At 71.0% G+C, this 15,058-nt stretch carries 11 protein-coding genes; 7 read left to right on the top strand and 4 right to left on the bottom strand.

The window, feature by feature from the left end:
- Window positions 1–26 precede the first annotated feature (26 nt).
- From KY49_RS30085 to KY49_RS30100, 4 genes are read right to left on the bottom strand one after another with little or no spacing between them, the layout of a single operon-like run.
- The gene (locus KY49_RS30085; RefSeq protein WP_042587974.1) at window positions 27–4,208 is read right to left on the bottom strand and encodes a bifunctional nitrate reductase/sulfite reductase flavoprotein subunit alpha; all 4,182 of its coding nucleotides are present in this window, start codon (window positions 4,206–4,208) and stop codon (window positions 27–29) included.
- Window positions 4,209–4,224: 16 nt separating this feature from the next.
- Window positions 4,225–4,572, bottom strand: a complete 348-nt coding sequence (gene nirD, locus KY49_RS30090; protein ID WP_042588849.1) for a nitrite reductase small subunit NirD — start codon at window positions 4,570–4,572, stop codon at window positions 4,225–4,227.
- A 30-nt stretch (window positions 4,573–4,602) separates the two neighbouring features.
- The gene (gene nirB / locus KY49_RS30095) at window positions 4,603–7,155 is read right to left on the bottom strand and encodes a nitrite reductase large subunit NirB (protein ID WP_042587975.1); all 2,553 of its coding nucleotides are present in this window, start codon (window positions 7,153–7,155) and stop codon (window positions 4,603–4,605) included.
- A gap of 23 nt (window positions 7,156–7,178) precedes the next feature.
- Complete coding sequence (locus KY49_RS30100) at window positions 7,179–8,504, bottom strand: MFS transporter (RefSeq protein ID WP_042587976.1); 1,326 nt, start codon at window positions 8,502–8,504, stop codon at window positions 7,179–7,181.
- A 637-nt stretch (window positions 8,505–9,141) separates the two neighbouring features.
- Between KY49_RS30100 and cobA the strand changes: the two genes are divergently transcribed.
- The 7 genes from cobA to KY49_RS30135 all read left to right on the top strand — a co-directional run bounded on the left by cobA (window position 9,142) and on the right by KY49_RS30135 (window position 15,053).
- Window positions 9,142–9,915 carry a uroporphyrinogen-III C-methyltransferase gene (cobA, locus tag KY49_RS30105; protein WP_042588850.1) on the top strand — a complete coding sequence of 258 codons (774 nt, stop codon included), beginning with the start codon at window positions 9,142–9,144 and terminating at the stop codon, window positions 9,913–9,915.
- A 90-nt stretch (window positions 9,916–10,005) separates the two neighbouring features.
- Entirely contained in the window at window positions 10,006–10,602 is a 597-nt protein-coding gene (locus tag KY49_RS30110; protein WP_042587977.1) for an ANTAR domain-containing response regulator, read from the top strand.
- A gap of 11 nt (window positions 10,603–10,613) precedes the next feature.
- Window positions 10,614–11,663 (top strand): CmpA/NrtA family ABC transporter substrate-binding protein, encoded by a 1,050-nt coding sequence (locus KY49_RS30115; protein WP_042588851.1) that lies wholly within the window; start codon window positions 10,614–10,616, stop codon window positions 11,661–11,663.
- Window positions 11,664–11,798: 135 nt separating this feature from the next.
- Window positions 11,799–12,398: a uracil-DNA glycosylase family protein gene (locus tag KY49_RS30120; RefSeq protein ID WP_042587978.1), complete on the top strand. Its 600-nt coding sequence runs from the start codon at window positions 11,799–11,801 to the stop codon at window positions 12,396–12,398.
- Between the two features lie 31 nt (window positions 12,399–12,429).
- Entirely contained in the window at window positions 12,430–13,221 is a 792-nt protein-coding gene (locus KY49_RS30125; RefSeq protein WP_042587979.1) for a YkgJ family cysteine cluster protein, read from the top strand.
- A gap of 88 nt (window positions 13,222–13,309) precedes the next feature.
- Window positions 13,310–14,230 (top strand): helix-turn-helix transcriptional regulator, encoded by a 921-nt coding sequence (locus tag KY49_RS30130; protein ID WP_042587980.1) that lies wholly within the window; start codon window positions 13,310–13,312, stop codon window positions 14,228–14,230.
- A gap of 124 nt (window positions 14,231–14,354) precedes the next feature.
- The gene (locus KY49_RS30135; protein WP_042587981.1) at window positions 14,355–15,053 is read left to right on the top strand and encodes a fumarylacetoacetate hydrolase family protein; all 699 of its coding nucleotides are present in this window, start codon (window positions 14,355–14,357) and stop codon (window positions 15,051–15,053) included.
- The last annotated feature ends 5 nt before the right edge of the window (window positions 15,054–15,058 follow it).

The raw sequence follows: 15,058 nt of genomic DNA on the forward strand, positions 1-15,058 counted from the left end.
TCGGCGCGGTTCGGCGCAATCAGCAATCAGTACACGTCCCGCACGTAACGCCGCTCCTTCGCCAGCCGCGCGACGTACTCGCCCGCCTTGTCGTCCGACATCCCGCCGTGCGCGGCGACCACCGCCTTCAGCGCCGCGTCGACGTCCTTCGCCATCCGCGCGGCGTCGCCGCACACGTAGAAGTGCGCGCCCTCCTCCAGCCACGCGAACAGTTCCGCGCCATGCTCGCGCATCCGGTCCTGCACGTAGACCTTCTCCGCCTGGTCGCGCGAGAACGCGAGATCGAGCCGCGTCAGGAAGCCGCTGTCGCGCATCGCGATCAGCTCGTCGCGGTAATAGAAATCGGTCTGCGCGTGCTGCTCGCCGAAGAACAGCCAGTTGCGGCCGCGCGCGCCGCGCGCCTGGCGCTCGTGCAGGAAGCCGCGGAACGGCGCGATGCCGGTGCCGGGGCCGACCATTACGATCGGCGCGTCGCCGCTCGCCGGCGGCCGGAAATGCGCGGACTTCTGCACGAACACCGGCACGCGGCCGTCCTCCGCGCGATCGGCGAGGAACGTCGACGCGACGCCCTTGCGCGCGCGCCGGCCGTTGTGGAAGCGCACCGCGGACACCGTCAGGTGGATCTCGTCGCGATGCGCCTTCGGGCTCGACGCGATCGAGTACAGGCGCGGCTGCATGCGCTTGAGCATGCCGACGAGCTCCGCGCCCGACAGCTCGACCGGGTATTCGTGCAGCACGTCGGCAAGCTGCTGCCCCCACAGCCAGTGCTTCAGGTCGGCCTTGCGCTCGTCGGCGAGCAGCGCGTTGAGCGCGCCGTTCGCGCTGCGCGCGGCGATGAACGCGAGCGTATCCGGATGCGGACGCGTGATGTCGAAGTGGCGTGCGAGCGCGTCGCCGAGCCGCAGTTCGCCGACGCCGCCGACCGTCACCGGCGTGTCGGCCTTCAGCGCGGTGAGCTCGAGCAGCTCGTCCACCAGCGCCGGGCAGTTGGTCGGCCACACGCCAAGCGCGTCGCCGGCTTCGTATTCGAGGCTCGCGCCCTCGGTCGACAGCGACACGTAGCGCGTGTCCTTCGCCGCGCCCGCGTGATTCAGCCGCAGGTTCGCGACGAGCCGCGACGGCGCCGGATGCGCCTTGGTCGGCAGCGCGCCCGGCGGGATCATCCCTTCCGCCGGCACCGCGTGCAGCACCGCGTCCTCCTCCTTGATGCGCGCGACGACGCGCTCGAGCCAGCGGTCGGCGTCGGCCTGGAATTCGACGTCGCAATCGACGCGCGGCGACAGCCGCTTCGCGCCCAGCTCGGCGAGGCGCGCGTCGAGCCGGCGGCCGTGGCCGCAGAACTGGTCGTAGTTGCGGTCGCCGAACGCGAGCACCGCGAAGTGCACGCCGTCGAGGCGCGCCGCGCCGTCGGCGCGCAGCGCGTCCCAGAACTCGCTGCCGTTGTCGGGCGGATCGCCGTCGCCGAACGTGCTCGTCATCAGCAGCACGTATTGCGCCTTCGCGAGCGACGCGAGCGGGTAGTCGGACATGCAGGTCGTGCGGATCTCGAAGCCCGCGTTCATCAGTTGCGTCGCGTAATCCTCGGTCAGCGATTCGATGTTGCCGGTCTGCGACGCCCACAGCAGCACGACCTTCGGCCGCGTGCGCACGATCCGCACGCCGCCGGGCGCAGCCGCATCGGCGGCGTCGGCGCGCGCGCCCGCGAGCGCCGCGGCCGGCTCGCCCTGCGCGGGCAACGCGCGACTGAACAGCCCGGCGAGCATCCCGTCGAGCCAGCGGCGCGTCGGCGCGGCGAGCGGCGCGCTCGCCGGCAGCACGGGCACGCCGCCCGCGCGGCGGCCCGCGTCGCTGCGCAGGCCGCTGACGAAGCCCGCGACGTACTGGCGCTCCGCGTCGGAGAGCGCCGGCGGCGCCGTGTCGGCAATGCCGAGCGCGGCGGCGAAAGTATCGATGTCAGCCATGTCGAGTTCCTCGAACGCAGGGGCGCCGTGCGCGTCGGCCGTGCCGCGCTGCGGGGTGTCGTCGTCCGCGTGCGCGGCGCTCGCCGCGGCGACCCGGCTCAGCGCGACCGCGCAGTATTTCAGTTCAGGTTGCTGCGAAACCGGGTCGATCGCGTCGCTCGTGACCGCGTTGATGCACAGGTCGTCGCCGTACACGTCGTTCCAGTGCATCGGCGCGAAGCAGTTGCCGGGCTGCACGCGGTCCGTCACGACCGCCGGCAGCACCGCGCGCCCGCGCCGCGAGCGGATCTCGACGCTGTCTTGCGCGGCGATGCCGAGCGTGCGCGCGTCGTCCGGATGAATCTCGACGAACGGGCGCGGGTTCAGCTTGTTGAGCATCGCGACCTTGCCCGTCTTCGTCATCGTGTGCCACTGGTGCTGCAGCCGGCCGGTGTTCAGCACGATCGGGAATTCGCGGCCGGGCAGCTCGGCCGGCGCGCCGTGCGGCCGCGCGAAGAACTGCGCCTTGCCCGACGCGGTCGGAAACGCGAGACGCGGCACGCGGCCGTCCGCCGCCGTATGCAGCGTCTGGCTCACGCCGTCGTTCAGGTAGCGAACCGGATTGCGATCACGTACCACGCCCGCCGCGCCCGGCGCGCACGGCCACTGCAGCGGCGCATCGGCGAGCGCCGCATGGCTCGCGCCGCGCAGGTCGTAGCCGGTGGCCGGATTCGAGAAGCCGACGATCTCGTCGAACACGTCGGCAGCCGACGCGTAGTCGAACGCGTCGCCGAATCCCATCGCGCGCGCGACCCCGGCGACGATCCGCCAGTCCGGCAGCGCGTCGCCGGGCGGCTCGATCGCCTGCCGCATCAGCGTCAGGTTGCGCTCGGAGTTGACCATCACCCCTTCGCCCTCGGCCCACAGCGCGCCCGGCAGGAGGATGTCCGCATAGCGGTTGGTTTCGGTGTCGAGGAACGCGTCCTGCGCGATCACGAGCTCGGCCGCCTGCAGGCCGGCGATCGCGTTGCGCCGGTTCGGCACCGTCGCGACCGGGTTCGTGCAGATGATCCAGCACGCCTTGACGTCGCCGGCCGCCATCCGTTCGAACAGGTCGACGGTGCCGTGGCCGGTCTCGGTGCGCAGCGTGCCGCGCGGCACCTGCCAGCGGTCCTCGACGAACTGCCGGTCCGCGTCCGACAGCACCGAGCGCTGGCCCGGCAGCCCCGGCCCCATGTAGCCCATCTCGCGCCCGCCCATCGCGTTCGGCTGGCCGGTCAGCGAGAACGGCCCGCTGCCGGGCCGGCACAGCTTGCCGGTCGCGAGGTGCAGGTTGCAGATTGCATTGGTGTTCCACACGCCGTGGGTGCTCTGGTTGAGCCCCATCGTCCAGCAGCTCATCCACTCCGGCGCGTCGCCGATCCACTGCGCGGCGAGCCGGATGTCGGCTTCGGCCAGCCCGGTGATCGCCGCGACCTTCTCCGGCGTGTAGTCGGCAAGGAACGCCGGCATCGCGTCCCACCCTTCGGTGAATTCGGCGATGAACGCGGCGTCGGTCTTGCCGTTCGCGTGCAGCAGATGCAGCAGGCCGTTCATCAGCGCGAGATCGGTGCCGGCGCGGATCGGCAGGTACAGGTCCGCCTTGTCCGCGGTGCCGGTGCGGCGCGGATCGACGACGATCAGCTTCGCGCCGGCCTTCACGCGGTCCATCATCCGCAGGAACAGGATCGGATGGCAGTCCGCCATGTTCGCGCCGATCACGAAGAACAGGTCCGCGCGATCGAAATCCTCGTACGACCCGGGCGGGCCGTCCGCGCCGAGCGACAGCTTGTAGCCGCTGCTCGCGCTCGCCATGCACAGCCGCGAGTTCGACTCGATCTGGTTGGTGCCGACGAAGCCCTTCGCGAGCTTGTTGATCAGGTACTGCGCCTCGATCGACATCTGGCCGGACACGTAGAACGACAGCGCGTCCGGGCCGTGCGCGTCGAGCACCGCGCGCAGGCGGCGCCCGGTTTCGCCGATCGCGTCGCGCACCGGCAGCGGCACGAGGTCGTCCCCCCGCGCGCGGCGCACGAACGCGCCTTCGAGCCGCCCGGACTGCCGCAGCGCGACGTGCGCCGACGAACCCTTCGTGCAGAGCCGCCCGAAGTTGGTCGGGTGGTCGGGATCGCCGGACACCTTGACGACCTCGCCGTCCTCGACGTGCAGCACCATCCCGCAGCCGACGCCGCAGTACGGGCACACGCTCTTCACGTTCGTGGCGCTCATGTTCGCTCCGGGTCCGTCAGCCCGCGACCCACACGAAGCCGTCCTCGACGCGCGACGGATAGGTGCTCACCGACTGCTCCGGCACTTCGAGGCACTCGCCGGTGCGCAGGTCGAAGTGATGCTTGTACAGCGGCGACGCGACGACGATCCGCTCGCCGAGATTGCCGATCAGCCCGCGCGACATCACCGCCGCGTGCGACGCCGGATCGACGTTGCCGATCGCGAACACGCCGCCGTCCGCATGCGCGACGTGGAACACGGCAACCTGCTCGCCGTTGACGAGCGCGCACACGCCGGTGTTCGGCACGATCTCGTCGAGCGCGCACACGGGGGTCCAGGACACGGGAATACGATCGTTGCTCATGGCGTTCTCCTTGCTGACGATGAACACGGCTCAAACGGTTTCGGTGTCGACCACCACCGGAATCACGACGGGCTTGCCGCGCATGCGCTCGTCGGGCGTCGCGGGGCGGATCTGGCCGCGCGTCTCGACGAAGGCGATGTTCGCGTCCGGCGCGTCGCTGTTCACGAAGTGACGGAAGCGCTTGCGCGTGTCCGGATCGGTGACGGCCTTCTTCCATTCGCATTCGTAGGTGTCGACCACGTGCTGCATGTCGGCCTCGAGTTCGGCCGCGAGCCCGAGCCTGTCGTTGACGACGACGTCGATCAGGTAGTCGAGCCCGCCTTCGAGGTTGTCGCGCCACACGCTCGTGCGCTGCAGCCGGTCCGCGGTGCGGATGTAGAACATCAGGAAGCGGTCGACGTAGCGGACCAGCGTCGCGCGGTCGAGGTCGGCCGCGAGCAGTTCCGCGTGGCGCGGCTTCATCCCGCCGTTGCCGCACACGTACAGGTTCCAGCCCTTCTCGGTCGCGATGATGCCGACGTCCTTGCCCTGCGCCTCCGCGCATTCGCGGGTGCAGCCCGACACGCCGAACTTCAGCTTGTGCGGCGCGCGCAGGCCCTTGTAGCGGTTCTCGATCTCGATCGCGAGGCCGACCGAATCGTCGACGCCGTAGCGGCACCACGTCGAGCCGACGCACGACTTCACGGTGCGCAGCGACTTGCCGTACGCATGCCCCGACTCGAAGCCCGCGGCGATCAGCTCCTCCCAGATCAGCGGCAGCTGCTCGACGCGTGCGCCGAACAGGTCGACCCGCTGGCCGCCCGTGATCTTCGTGTAGAGGCCGTATTTCTTCGCGACCTGGCCGACCGCGATCAGCCCTTCCGGCGTCACCTCGCCGCCCGGCATGCGCGGCACGACGGAGTACGTGCCGTCGCGCTGGATGTTCGCGAGGTAGTAGTCGTTCGAATCCTGCAGCGCCGCGTGCTCCTTCTTCAGCACGAACTCGTTGAAGCACGACGCGAGGATGCCCGCGACCGCCGGCTTGCAGATGTCGCAGCCGAGGCCGTGGCCGTGCTTCGCGAGCAGTTCGCCGAAGGTGCGGATGCGCTCGACGCGGATCAGGTGGAACAGCTCCTGGCGCGAATACGGGAAGTGCTCGCAGATGTGGTTGTCGACCGCGAGGCCGTTCTTCTTCATCTCGGCCTTCATGATCTGCGTGACGAGCGGCACGCAGCCGCCGCACGACGTGCCCGCGCCGGTGCACGACTTCATCGCGGCGATGCTCGTCGCGCCGTCGCCGACCGCCGCGCAGATCTGCGACTTCGACACGTTGTTGCACGAGCAGATCTGCGCGCCCGCCGGCAGCGCGTCGACGCCGAGCGCCGGCTTCGCCGCGCCGTCCGACGACGGCAGGATCAGGAATTCCGGCTGCTCGGGCAGCTCGATGCGGTTCAGCATCATCTGCAGCAGCGTGCCGTATTCGGCCGCGTCGCCGACCATCACCGCGCCGTGCAGGAACTTCCCGCAGCCGGACACGACGAGCTTCTTGTACACCTGCCTGCGCTCGTCGGCGTACTGGTAGGTGCGGCTGCCGGCCGTCGCGCCGTGCGCGTCGCCGATGCTCGCAACGTCGACGCCCATCAGCTTCAGCTTCGTGCTCATGTCCGCGCCGGCGAACGCCGCGGCTTCACCGCTCAATTGCTTCGCGACCACGCGCGCCATGTCGTAGCCCGGCGCGACGAGGCCGTACACCATGCCGTTCCACGCCGCGCATTCGCCGATCGCGTAGATGTCCGGGTCGCTCGTGCGGCAGCCGTCGTCGATCGCGACGCCGCCGCGCGGGCCCAGCTCGAGCCCGCACGCGCGCGCCAGCTCGTCGCGCGCGCGGATGCCGGCCGAGAACACGATCATGTCGGTGTCGAGGTGCGAGCCGTCGGCGAACTTCATCCGGTGCGTGCCGTCCTCGCCGTCGACGATCTCGACCGTGTTCCTGCCGGTGTGCACCGTCACGCCGAGCGCCTCGATCTTCGCGCGCAGCATCCGGCCGCCGCCGTCGTCGACCTGCACCGCCATCAGGCGCGGCGCGAATTCGACGACGTGCGTGTCGAGCCCCAGGTCGCGCAGCGCCTTCGCGCATTCGAGGCCGAGCAGCCCGCCGCCGACCACCACGCCGCGCTTCGCGTGCGCGCCGCACGCCTGCATCGCTTCGAGGTCCTCGATCGTGCGGTACACGAAGCAGTCCGCGCGCTCGCGCCCCGGCACCGGCGGCACGAACGGCCGCGAGCCGGTCGCCAGCACGAGCTTGTCGTAGGCGAGCGTTTCGCCCGACGCGAGCGTGACCGTATGCGCGTCGCGGTCGATCGACGCGACCTGCGCGTTCAGGCGCAGGTCGAACTGCGGGTGCTGCTCGAAGAAGCCCGGCGCGACGAGCGACAGGTCGTCCGCCGACTTGCCCGAGAAGAATTCCGACAGGCGCACGCGATCGTACGCGGGACGCGGCTCCTCGCCGAGCACGGTCACCTGCGGCGCGCCGGCGGGTTCCGCCGCGACGCACTCGAGCAGCTTGTGACCGACCATGCCGTGACCGATGACGATGAGTTTCATGGTGGTGTTCCTCGGACGTTCAATCAGTTCGCGACGCCGCTCGCGGCCAGCGCGCGTTCGCGCAGCGCCGCCTCGCGGGCCTTGTGTTCTTCGCTGAAGCGCACCGCCATCGCGCACAGCGCCGACGCGGTGACGACGAGCCCGAGCAGGCTCAGCGTGTGCTGCACGTCGCCGACGCCCTTCAGCAGGAAGCCCGCCGCGACCGCGCCCACGTTGCCGCCCGCGCCGACGATGCCCGCGACGCCGCCGAGCGCCTTGCGGTCGATGAACGGCACGAGCGCGTAGGTCGCGCCGCACGCCATGTGCGTGAAGAGGCCGAAGGTCAGCATCGCGGCCAGCGCGACGCCGACGCTGCCCGCATGCGAGAACCAGACCAGGCCGAGCCCCTCGCCGATGATCAGCGCGCACAGCAGCGTCGCGCGCACGTCGAGGCTGCGGCGCGCCGCGACCTTGTCCGACAGCCAGCCGCCGAGCGCGCGGGCGAACAGCGCGAGCAGGCCGAACAGCCCGGCGGCGAGCCCCGCGTCCTTCAGCGACAGGTGGAAGTGATCGACGTAGTACAGCGCGGCGATGTTGTGGATGAACACCTCGACGCCGAAGCACGCGCCGTACGTGACGAACAGCATCCACACGCGATAGTTCGCGCACGCCGCGAAGAAGCTCGCCCAGCCGCCCTTCTTGCCGCTGTCGATCGTCACGCCTTCCTTGCGCAGCGCGATGAAGTCGCCTTGCGGGCAGTCCTGCGTGTAACGCGCGTACACCCACGCCATCACGAGCATCGCGACGCCCGGCACGACGAGCGCGACGCGCCACGCGGATGCGTCGCCGAAGCCGAGCAGCATCGCGGCCGCGACGAGCAGCGGCAGGCACGCCTGCGCCGCGCCCGCGCCGGCGTTGCCCCAGCCGGCCGTCGTCGCGTTCGCGGTGCCGACGACGTTCGGCGCGAACATCACCGACGTGTGGTACTGCGTGATCACGAAGCTCGCGCCCACCGCGCCGATGCCGAGCCGGCAGATCAGGAACGTCAGGTAGTCATGGCTGAACGCGACCGCGATCACCGGAAGCGCGCCGGCCGCGAGCAGCCCCGCATAGACGCGGCGCGGGCCGAAGCGGTCGCACAACGGGCCGACGACCAGCCGCACGACGATCGTCGCGGCGACCGCGGCGATGTTGATGTTCGCGACCTGCGCGGCGCTCAGGTGGAATTCGCGCGCGATCAGCGGCATCAGCGGCGCACACGCGAACCATGCGAAGAAGCAGACGAAAAACGCCATCCACGTCAGATGGAACGCGCGCATCGGCGCGCTGCCGAAACTGAGGAGATCGATGCGGGTAGCCTTGTCGGACATATCTCATTCACCAAACAAAAACGGCGTCCTGCGAACCCGGTCTCGTGTCGAGACCCGATGCGTAGGACGCCGTTGCCCAGGGAGCCCGTTGCCGGGCATGTCGGTAATCGGTGCTGCAAGCCAATCGTCGTTGATTGACTCGATCGAGATAACGCAAGCCCCGTGCCATGTCGGGCTGAATTCCGTCGTATGGCGGTTTGCGGCGTGTTCAAGCGGATCGGCGCCCCGCTTTGCGCGAGATCGGCGACGCGTCACGATGCAGCGAGGCACAGTTGTGGTGCGATGCAGCACTGTCGACGTGCGGCAACACGGTGCACGCTTCTGGTGAATGGCGCACACGCTTGCGGCATCGCACCGGCGCGCATCCGCGCGGCGGGGTGCAGCGCGCAACACGCCGCGTTCAAAGGCTGGCCCGGATATTGCTGAAAGATCGGAAGACATCGGCAATGGCGCCGATGCGCGGTACTCGCAACACGCGCGCCCGCCGTCGCTGACGGGGACGCACCCGGACAACGGCGTCCCTCCGTGCAGCACGCACGGGCGGACGCCGTTGTCGCTTCGGCGCGCGCCTGCGGCCAACCGCACCGGGACCCGCATCGCAATCGACCGCCACGCACGCGTGGCAATGGAATTCATCATGACGACTGGCAAGGTCACCCTGCTCGGCGCCGGCCCCGGCGATCTCGACCTGCTCACGCTGAAGGCCGTGAAGGCGCTCGCCGCCGCCGACGTGCTGCTGCTCGACGATCTGGTCAACCCGGAGATCGTCACGTTCGCCCCCCAGGCGCGTGTCGTGCGCGTCGGCAAGCGCGGCGGCTGCCGCTCGACGCCGCAGGCGTTCATCGAGCGGCTGATGCGCCGCTACGCGCTGCGCGGCGCGCACGTCGTGCGCGTCAAGGGCGGCGAGGCGCTGCTGTTCGGCCGCGCCGGCGAGGAGCTGAAGACGCTGCGCGACGCGGCGATTCCGGTCGAGATCGTCAACGGCATCTCGTCGGGCTTCGCGGCGGCCGCGATCCTCGGCGTGTCGCTCACGCATCGCGATCACTGCCAGGGCGTCACGTTCGTCACCGCGCACCTGCAGGACCACGGCGAGCCCGACTGGCCGCGCGTTGCGGCAACCGGCACCACGCTCGCGATCTACATGGGCATGACGCGCATCGAGCGCATCGCCGCCGGCCTGCTCGCCGCGCTGCCTGCTTCGACGCCAGCCGCGGCCGTGCAATGGGCCGGCACGCCCGCCGAGCGCCGCTGGATCGGCACGCTCGGCGCGCTGGCCCAAGGCGTCGCGCAGGCCGGGCTCGGCAGCCCGGCGGTGATCCTGGTCGGCGCGGCGATCGGCGAAGCCTCGGCATTGACCGGCGTGAACGACGTCGACGTCGATGCCGATTCCGCCGCCCGGCGCGCGGCGTAGGATGCGGCGCGCAATGCGGCGCATGCCGCCGATCTATATTGAAAGCGCCGGCCGCCGGCGCGCCGCTCACCTGTTTCATCGGCTTGCATCATGAGTGCGTCCGCTACACCCGTCAGGCTGCGCGTGCTGCTCGTCACCGATACGCAGAAACCGATCGGCGACCTGCGCGACGCGCTCGCGCGCCTCGGCTACGAGATGCTGAACGAAGTCGCGACGCCGGCGCGGCTGCCGGCCGCCGTCGAGGCGCAGCGGCCCGACGTCGTGATCATCGACACCGAATCGCCGTCGCGCGACACGCTCGAACAACTCGCGGTGATGAACGCGACCGCGCCCCGCCCGGTGCTGATGTTCAGCCACGACGCCAACCAGACGCTGATCCGCGCGGCGGTCGGCGCGGGGGTCAGCGCGTATCTCGTCGAAGGGCTGTCCGCCGAGCGGCTCGCGCCGATCCTCGAAGTCGCGCTCGCCCGCTTCTCGCACGACGAAGCGCTGCGCCAGCGGCTCGCCGACGTCGAGCGCGAACTCGCCGACCGCAAGCTGATCGATCGCGCGAAACGCCTGCTGATGGACCGCCGCCACCTGTCCGAGCACGATGCGTACGCGATGCTGCGCAAGCGCGCGATGGACCAGGGCATCCGCATCGTCGACGCCGCGCGCCAGGTGCTCGCGGCCGATCCGCAACCATGACCGTCACCGCCATGACCTCTTCGACCGCCGCCGCGCCGGAACGCGCGCATCTCCGTCTCGGCTTCGTCGCGCTGAGCGACGCCGCCCCGCTGATCGTCGCGCAGCGCCTCGGCCTCGGCGCGCGCCACGGCCTCACGCTCGAACTGAGCCGCCAGCCGTCGTGGGCCGCGGTGCGCGACAAGCTGCTGTCCGGCGAGCTCGACGCCGCGCATGCGCTGTACGGCCTCGTCTGCGGGATGCAGCTCGGCATCGGCGGCCCGCAGGCCGACATGGCCGTGCTGATGGTGCTGAACCGCAACGGCCAGGCGATCACGTTCTCCGGGCCGCTCGCCGACGCGTTCCGCGCGCGCGGCAACCTGCGCGACGCGCTCGCGACGCTCGGCCGCCCGCCCGTGTTCGCGCAGACCTTCCCGACCGGCACGCACGCGATGTGGCTCTACCACTGGCTCGCGTCGCACGGCGTCGATCCGCTGCGCGAGATCCGCAGCGTCGTGATTCCGCCGCCCGAGATGGTCGCCGCGCTCGCGCAAGGCGAGCTCGACGGCTTTTGCGCGGGCGAGCCGTGGCATGCGGTCGCCGAGGCGTGCCGCGCGGGCCGCACCGTCGCCGCGACGAGCGAGGTCTGGCCCGATCATCCTGAAAAGGCGCTCGCGTGCCGGCGCGATTTCACCGAGTTGTATCCGAATACCGCGCGCGCGCTGATCCGCACGCTCGTCGACGCGTGCGCGTGGCTCGACAGCCCCGCGCACCGCCGCGAGGCCGCGGACTGGCTCGCGTCGCCGGACGCGATCGGCGTGCCGGCCGCGCTGATCGCGCCGCGCCTGCTCGGCGATTACGGCGCGGGGCCGTTCGCCGCGCCGCCGCTGCCGGTCGCGTTTCACGCGAACGGCGCGGTGAACCGGCCTTGCGCCGACGACGGCCTGTGGTTCCTGTCGCAGTACCGGCGCTGGGGCATGCGCGACGGCGCGCAGGACGACGACCGCGCGCGCGTTGCTGCGATCGCGCAAACCGCGATGTATGATGCTGCCGTCGCCGAAATGGGCGCGACGCACGCCGACTGAGCCATGCGTTCGGGGTAAGTCCCCGAACGGCTTCCATGAACGGCGCGCGTGCCGCGCGCCCGCCCCGGTTCCCCATTGGAATCCGATCCGCGCGCAACTCGCCGCGAAACCGCATCCCCGCAACGCCTACCCCCGATGCCGAACCGACCGCGCGCGCCGCTCGACGCGCTGCTTGCCGAAATCCGCGCGTGCCGCGTGTGCGAAGCCGAGCTGCCGCTCGGCCCGCGCCCCGTGCTGCGCGCGCACCGCGACGCTCGCATCCTGATCGTCGGGCAGGCGCCCGGCGCGCGCGTGCATGCGAGCGGCATCCCGTGGGACGACGCGAGCGGCAAGCGATTGCGCGACTGGCTCGGCGTCGACGCCGACACGTTCTACGACGCATCGCGCTTCGCGATCGTGCCGATGGGCTTCTGCTATCCGGGCCGCGGCGCGAGCGGCGACAACCCGCCGCGCCCCGAATGCGCGCCGCTGTGGCTCGACCGCCTGCTCGCGGAACTGCCGGCGATCCGCCTGACGCTGCTGGTCGGCCAGTACGCGCAGCGGCATTTCCTGCGCGACGCGCGCAAGGCGACCCTGACGGACACCGTGCGCGCATGGCGCGACTACGGCCCGGCGGTGCTGCCGCTGCCGCATCCGTCGCCGCGCAACACGGGATGGTTCAAGCACCATCCGTGGTTCGACGCCGACGTCGTGCCGGAACTGCGCCGCCGGGTTGCCGCGCTCGTCGAGCCTTGACCTGAACCCCGAATCCGACCAGGAACCCTGAGTGAACGACATCGATTTCGCGTGCACGACCTGCGCCAAGTGCTGCCACGACCTGCGTCTCATGCTGACGATCGACGAAGCGATCGCGTGGCTGCAACGCGGCGGCCGCGTGGAACTGCTGTGCGACGCGATCCCGTGGCCCGTCGAACCCGAACCGGACAACGCGTTCGCCGCGTACAAGCGGGCCCGCTCGACGCCCGCGCTCAGCGGCGCGCTGCCGGTGCGCGTGACGACCGTGCTCACCGCGTCGTATGCGGGGCCCTGCCCGAACCTGCGCGCCGACATGCGCTGCGGGATCTACGACGAGCGGCCGCTCGTGTGCCGGATCTATCCGGCCGAAATCAATCCGTTCGTCGAGTTGTCGCCGGAAGGCAAGGCCTGTCCGCCCGACGCGTGGCGCACGACGCCGCTGCTGCGCGGCGGCGCGATCGTCGACGACGACACGCGCCGCAACATCGAGCGCTCGCGCGCGGCGAACGTGGCCGAGGCGCCGCTGCGCGCGCAGGTGTGCGCGGCGCTCGGCGTCGCTACGGCGGCGGTGGCCAACGAAGGCTTCGTGATCCATGCGCCGCCGCCGGACGCGCTGCTCGCCGCGCTGAACGGCGTGCGCGCCGCGCGGTCCGCGAGCGAGATGGACGACGCGGGCGCGCAATGGACACTGCTGTCCAATCGCGCGGCGACGGTGGACGCGCTCGCATCGACGGGCGCCGCGGCCGGGCTGACGGCAAGCGCGGCCGACGACGCCCGGGCGTTCCGCTACCTCGGGTTCTTCCCGGACGCGGCCGCGGCGTGACGGGCCACGCCGGCGCGGCCCGTTCCGGCCGCGCCGCGTTCGCTGTACCATCGCGGCTTCATTTGCGTCACGAATCGCCGAATCCGTCATGTCCTCCTCCGCCCCGCCGCGCCTGTACGGAATGCCCGAACGCAGCGACCGGCTCGATTTCTACATCCGCGACCAGGCGTCGCGCCAGGCGATCACCGAGCCGCACCGGCACGCGTACTTCCAGATCCAGTTCAACCTCGGCGGCGACACCGAGCAGCGCATCGGCGGCGTCACGCGGCCGTTTCCGCGCGGCGCGCTCGCATTCGTGCTGCCGTACCGCGAGCACCTGATTCCGCATCCGGAAGGCGCGCACTTCATCGTGATCAACTTCAGCCAGGCGTTCCTGCGCGCCGATCTCGACGTCGATCCGCTCGACCTCGAGGACGTGCCCGCGCACCGCTTTCCCGAGCTGACGCCGTTCCGCTTCCAGGAGCATCTGGATTTCATCCTCACCGGCGACGCGTTCGACGAGGCGCGCCGTCTCGCGCTGTGCATGATCGACGGCGATCGCGCCCGCACGTTCGGCTCGACGACGCTCTTGCGCGGCTACCTGCTGCAGCTGATCGGGCTCGTCTGCACGCAGTACGCCGGCGCGCTCGACAAGCTCGCGCAGCGCGGCGCGCACCGCGCGGGCCGGCGCGACGCGCTCGCGCGCGTGCTGCGCCACGTGCGCGCGAACCTGACCCGCGAAGACCTGACCCTCGCCGCCACTGCCGAGGCCGCGTTCCTGTCGCCGAACTATCTCGCGCACCTGATCCGCAAGGAGACCGGCAGCACGTTCACCGATCTCGTGACCGAGCGCCGCATCGCGCTCGCGCAGTCGCTGCTCGCGCACACCAGCCGGCGTATCGCCGAGATCGCGCGTGCGGTCGGCTTCCGCGACGAGGGGTATTTCGCGCGGCGGTTCCGCGCGCGGGTCGGCGTGTCGCCGAAGGCGTATCGCGACGCGAACGCCGCGCTGCCGGACGGCGACGCGTAGTTTTGTCCCGGAAATGCGCAGTTGCGTCGCATCCCGCGCGACGCGCGTCGGGTATCGTTCACGCATGCCGGCCGCCGCGCGACGCGCGCGCCGGCTCCGTCTTCCACCCGAACGAGGCTATCCGATGTCCGAATACGTCATCGACGCTCCCGAGCGTCCTTCCGTCGCTGTCGACCAGTCGTCCGCGCGCTTTCCGGTGCGCCGCGTGTTCTGCGTCGGCCGCAACTACGCCGAGCATGCGCGCGAGATGGGCTCCGATCCGACCCGCGAGCCGCCGTTCTTCTTCACGAAGCCGGCCGATGCGATCGTGCCCGCGGCCGGCGCCGTACCGTATCCGCCGCTGACGAACGACCTGCACCATGAAATCGAGCTCGTGGTCGCGATCGGCCGCGGCGGACGCGCGATCGCCCCTGCCGATGCGCTGTCGCACGTGTGGGGCTACGGCGTCGGCGTCGACCTGACGCGCCGCGACCTGCAGGCCGAAGCGAAGAAGCTGAGCCGTCCGTGGGACTGGGCGAAGGGCTTCGACGCGTCGGGGCCCGTGACCGCGCTGCGGCCGGCCGCCGCCACCGGCCATCCGGCGGCGGGCCGCATCTGGCTCGCGGTCAACGGCGAAACCCGGCAGCAAGGTGACCTCGCCGACATGATCTGGCCGGTGCCGGACATCATCGCGGCGGTGTCGCGCTCGGTCGAGCTGAAGGCCGGCGATCTGATCTTCACCGGCACGCCGGCGGGCGTCGGCGCGCTGCAGCCGGGGGACCGCGTGACCGGCGGGGTCGATGGGGTTGCGCAGTTCGAGTTCGTGGTGGGGGCGAAGGTGTAAGCGGC

This window comes from Burkholderia sp. MSHR3999 (genome assembly GCF_000833595.1).
Taxonomy (GTDB): domain Bacteria; phylum Pseudomonadota; class Gammaproteobacteria; order Burkholderiales; family Burkholderiaceae; genus Burkholderia; species Burkholderia ubonensis.